The 4,101-nt window shown below is 69.3% G+C and carries 3 protein-coding genes; 1 reads left to right on the top strand and 2 read right to left on the bottom strand.

The window, feature by feature from the left end:
- On the top strand, positions 1-1,925 hold a 1,925-nt coding region (locus DM995_RS18195; protein ID WP_157973322.1), incomplete at its 5' end, for a YbcC family protein.
- 16 nt (positions 1,926-1,941) lie between these two features.
- On the opposite strand, the gene DM995_RS18190 is transcribed toward DM995_RS18195, so the two are convergent.
- Together DM995_RS18190 and DM995_RS18185 are read right to left on the bottom strand one after the other, a co-directional pair.
- Entirely contained in the window at positions 1,942-3,162 is a 1,221-nt protein-coding gene (locus DM995_RS18190) for a GNAT family N-acetyltransferase (RefSeq protein WP_116970612.1), read from the bottom strand.
- 121 nt (positions 3,163-3,283) lie between these two features.
- On the bottom strand, positions 3,284-4,101 hold an 818-nt coding region (locus DM995_RS18185; protein ID WP_232824536.1), incomplete at its 5' end, for a methyl-accepting chemotaxis protein.

The following is a 4,101-nucleotide window of genomic DNA, read 5'->3' as shown; positions in this document are numbered from 1 at the left end:
GCGCCTGGCAGGATGTCGCGACGCACGACCTCACCCCGGAGATTGCGGGCCTCAAGGGATTTGCCCGGTTCGTCGCCGATGCGCCCGACAGCGCGGGGGACGCCCGCGCCGCCAGCGTCGCGCGGCTGGGGCTGACACCGGCCGCCATGCCCACCTGTTTCCATGCGCTGCTGATGACCCTGGGTGGCTGGGCGCAGGTCGGCCGCTACCGGCTGTGGCAGGCCGAGCTGGCAGGCCAGCAGGACAGCACGCTGACCGATCTGCTCGCGATCCGGCTGATGTGGGAAGACGCGCTGCTCGCGCAATATCGCGGTCCGGTGCTGGAGGCCTGGCAGGACGTGGTGGCGGGCCATGCTGCGCCGGTCGCGCCCGATGCCGAGCAGACCATCGACGCCATCCTGCAGGAAGCCGCCGAGCGCGCGGGCCAGCGGGCAATCGGCGAGACGCTCGCCGCTGCTCCTGCCACCAGCGCCGCAGCGCCGCCCGCATTGCAGGCTGCCTTCTGCATCGATGTGCGCTCGGAGGTGTTCCGTCGCGCACTGGAAGCGCTCGATCCGTCGATCCACACGCTGGGTTTCGCCGGGTTCTTCGGACTGGGCGCATCGCACCGCCGCTTCGCCTCGGACGTTCATGAGCACCGGCTTCCGGTGCTGCTCAACCCCAAGCTGACCACCTGTTCAGGCGGTGCCGAACTGGAGGACATCGATCGCGCCGCGCGCTATCGCTCGCGCGGCAAGCGCGCCTGGGGCCGGTTCAAGCTGGCCGCCGTATCGAGCTTCGCCTTTGTGGAGGCGGCAGGGCCGGTCTATCTGGGCAAGCTGCTTCGCGATACGTTCGCGCTGAAGAAGACCAGCCTGCCCAGTGATCCGATGCCGCGCCCCGACCCGGCGCTGAGCCTGGCGGACAAGGTCGATGCCGCGACCGCGGTGCTGCGCGCGATGTCGCTGACGCAGGATTTCGCACCGCTGGTGCTGCTCGTCGGTCATGGCGCGAATGTCGTCAACAATCCGCACGCCAGCGGTCTGCATTGCGGCGCGTGCGGCGGCTATTCGGGTGAGGTCAACGCGCGGCTGCTGGCCAGCCTGCTCAACGACCCCGCGGTGCGCGGCGGCCTGGCGAGCAACGGGATTGCCGTGCCTTCGGCCACGCTGTTCCTGGCCGGGCTGCACGACACCACCACCGACCATGTGCTGATCTATGACGGCGACCACCCTTCGCCTCCGCATGCCGAAGCGATTGCCCAGGCGCGGCAATGGCTGGCGAGCGCCGGCCTTGTCGCACGCGGCGAACGGGCGCTGCGCCTGCCCCGCGCCGATGGAGCAGCCGACGTCGCCAGGCGCAGCCGCGACTGGGCCGAGATCCGTCCCGAATGGGCGCTGGCTGGCTGCAAGGCCTTCATCGCCGCACCGCGCCACCGCACCAGCGGCAAGAGCCTGGAGGGTCGCGCCTTCCTGCACGATTATGCCTGGCAGCAGGACGAGGGCTTCGGCGTCCTCGAGCTGATCATGACCGCGCCGGTCGTGGTCGCGAGCTGGATCAGCCTGCAATATTACGGGTCATCGGTCGCGCCGCATGTCTTTGGCGGCGGCAACAAGCTGATCCACAATGTCACCGGCGGCATCGGCGTGGTCGAGGGCAATGGCGGCACGCTGCGCGCGGGGCTTCCCTGGCAGTCGGTGCACGACGGCAGCGACCTGGTGCACGAACCGCTGCGGCTCTCGGTGTGCGTCGAGGCGCCGGTCGAGGCGATGACCGCGATCCTGGAGAAGCACGAAGGCGTGCGCGCGCTGTTCGATAACCGCTGGCTGCATCTGTTCGCGCTCGACGCATCGGGCGAACTGGGCTGGCGCTATACGGGCGGGCTGCAATGGGAGCGGGTCGACGGTCTGGGCCAGACCATGATCGAACGCGACCTGGCGGCCTGACCCGGCGCCGGCCCTGTCACTCCGCCAGCAGCGATGCGGCGGCGGACAGGGCCAGGCCCGACATCAGCAGCCGCCTCAGCGTGAGGCTCGACGGGATGCCTGATACCCGCACCGCATCGGCCAGCCCGGCGGCCAGCGCAAGCGTTCCCGATCCGCTCGATTCCTCCCAGCGCGGGCGCAGCGCTGCGGCGATCGAGGCGCTTCGCACCATGAGAATGTCCTGGATGCGCGAACCCGGGCGCGCGCCGATTTCCTGCTTGTAGCCGCTGTCGCCCGCGCCCCAGTCGACCTGGCGCACGCCGCGCGCCAGCATGGCATCAACCGCGTGCAGCGTGACGATCTGCCCCGGCGAAGCATCGGCAAAGGCCGCATCATAGCTGCTCGCGATACCATAGGCGATCGCGCCGCAGACAAGGTCGAGCGAAAAGGCGATCGGGCGATCGGCGACATAGAGCAGGCTGGCGGTGAGCATCTCGGCGAGGTCGGGATCGACCACCGCGCGCTGCCAGTGCGCCATCATGTGCGGGTTGAGGAATTTGGCGCCGCTGCGGTCGGTACGCGTTCCCACCCAGCTGTTCTCCTCGATCCGCGCGAGATCATGGAATACCTGACGCGACCAGTCGCCGCCGCGCACGATGCGGATGGTGACAGGCCCCTGTTCCTCGAGCCGCGCGGTCAGCCGCCGCACCTTCTTGCGCCGCGACTTGCTCGGCCAGGCATCAGGCGACCCCGGCTCGGCGAAATCCTGGACGAAGCTCTGCCCCATGTCGCGGATCAGCACATGCCAGCCGATGCGGTCGGCGGCGGCGATCATCAACTGGGCGAGTCGGTCATCATGGTAGATCGGGCCCAGACGCAGCAGCGGGCCAAGCGCCTCCTGCGTTGCGGGATGGGCCAGCACCGCGCACATATCGCCCACGCCGGTGCTCGGATCGAGCGCCGCGCTGCGAAATGGCCAGTAGCTGCCCGCCAGCGACCGTGCGCGCAGCCCCGTCGGCCCCAGCTGGCGCATCGGCAGCGCGAGGATCGGGCTGCCATCGCCGCGCCGCGCGACCAGGGTCGTGATAGCCTCGGGCTCCCCCCGGCAGAACCAGCCATCGCGCAGGAAGGCGTGGCTGGCCGGGCCGAGCGCCGCCAGCGCATCGACAATCGGCGAAACGCCCGGCACCACGGCACATTCGATCGCCCCCAGCGCCACGGCTCCGGCGCGCAGGTTGCGATGGTCGACGTGCAGCATGTCTTTCTCCCGGGGGCCTTGCCCGTGTCATGACAGCGAGAGGATAAGCGAGGGTTAACCCGCCCGGCCATGATAGGATATCACCGCCGGAGCGTACCCGCTCCGGCGGTCGCAAGGCTGGTCAGAATTCCGACCAGTCCTCGTCATCGGCCTTCAGCGCCAGATTGCCGCTGACCATCGGCACGCGCACGGGCTTCCTGGGCGCGGGGCGATGCATCTGGCGGGCCACCGCCACGCCGGCCTGCTGCCCCAGCTGGAAGCGCGAGACCTTGTCGGCCAGATCCTGCGCCTCGCTGGCGAGGCTGCGCGCCGAAGCGGCGGTTTCCTCGACCATCGCGGCGTTCTGCTGGGTCATCTTGTCCATGTCGCCAACGGCAGAGTTGACCTGGATCATGCTCGCCGACTGGCTTTCCGCCGAAGCAGCGATGCGCGTGATGACCTGGCTGACCTCGCCGACGCGCTCGACGATGCGGTTCAGCATCGTGCCGGTTTCACCGACCAGCTTGACGCCATTGTCGACATGCTCGGTGCTGTTGCTGATCAGCGTCTTGATCTCCTGTGCGGCATCGGCGCAGCGCTGGGCGAGCGCGCGAACCTCGTGCGCCACCACGGCGAACCCCTTGCCGGCATCGCCGGCGCGGGCCGCCTCGACCCCCGCGTTCAATGCCAGCAGGTTTGTCTGGAAGGCGATGCCGTCGATCACGGCGATGATCTTGCCGATCTCGCTCGACGATCGCTCGATCGAATCCATAGCCCCCACCGCCTTGGCCACGATCTGGCCGCCTTCGGTGGCTTCGGCCTGCATCCTGGCCATCTCGGCATTGACGGCCACGGCGCTGCGGGTGGTTTCCTGCACCATGTCGGTGGCGGCCCGCATGGCCGCGGCGGTCTCCTCGAGCGAGGCCGCCTGTTCCTCGGTGCGCGAGGCGAGGTCGTCGG

The sequence above is a fragment of the Blastomonas sp. UPD001 genome (assembly GCF_003426715.1).
GTDB lineage: Bacteria > Pseudomonadota > Alphaproteobacteria > Sphingomonadales > Sphingomonadaceae > Blastomonas.
The sequence above is the reverse complement of the archived record's forward strand: the minus strand, read 5'-3'. Positions and strand labels throughout refer to the sequence as shown.

Excerpts from the sequence above, each read along its gene's own strand:
- DM995_RS18190 (WP_116970612.1), bottom strand. The coding sequence starts at position 3,162 with ATGCTGCACGTCGACCATCGCAACCTGCGCGCCGGAGCCGTGGCGCTG.